Annotated in this window: 1 protein-coding gene; it reads right to left on the minus strand. The window is 30.9% G+C overall.

All coding sequences use genetic code 11. The features are described from left to right. Positions 1-54 precede the first annotated feature (54 nt). Positions 55-339 (minus strand): cell division topological specificity factor MinE, encoded by a 285-nt coding sequence (gene minE / locus GPL20_RS38590; protein ID WP_021428631.1) that lies wholly within the window; start codon positions 337-339, stop codon positions 55-57. Positions 340-398 lie beyond the last annotated feature (59 nt).

The following is a 398-nucleotide window of genomic DNA, read 5'->3' on the forward strand; positions in this document are numbered from 1 at the left end:
GTATCATTTATGTTAATGCAAAAAGGGGTTTGCTAATACGCTCCCCCCATTTTTCTATCTACTTCTTTCTTTTATATTCTTTAATGGTATGTTAGCAACTAATGCTGATATAGGACCATCTTCTTCATCACTTCTAGATTTAGCCATTTTTATTTCTAATCCGTCTTCTTCTATCTCAGCATAATTTGCAATAACTTTAAGTATATCTGACTTAATAAGGTCTAGAAGCTGTGGAGAACAGTCTATTCTATCATGCACTAAAACTAGTTTAAGCCTTTCTTTTGCTACATTCTTACTAGTTTTAGATTCATTAGAAAACATCTTAAATAAATCTAACATGAATTTATCCCCCTTCACTACTTAGCCATTCCAAACATCTTCTTAATTTTAGTTAGTAT

The organism is Bradyrhizobium cajani (assembly GCF_009759665.1).
GTDB classification, from domain to species: domain Bacteria; phylum Pseudomonadota; class Alphaproteobacteria; order Rhizobiales; family Xanthobacteraceae; genus Bradyrhizobium; species Bradyrhizobium cajani.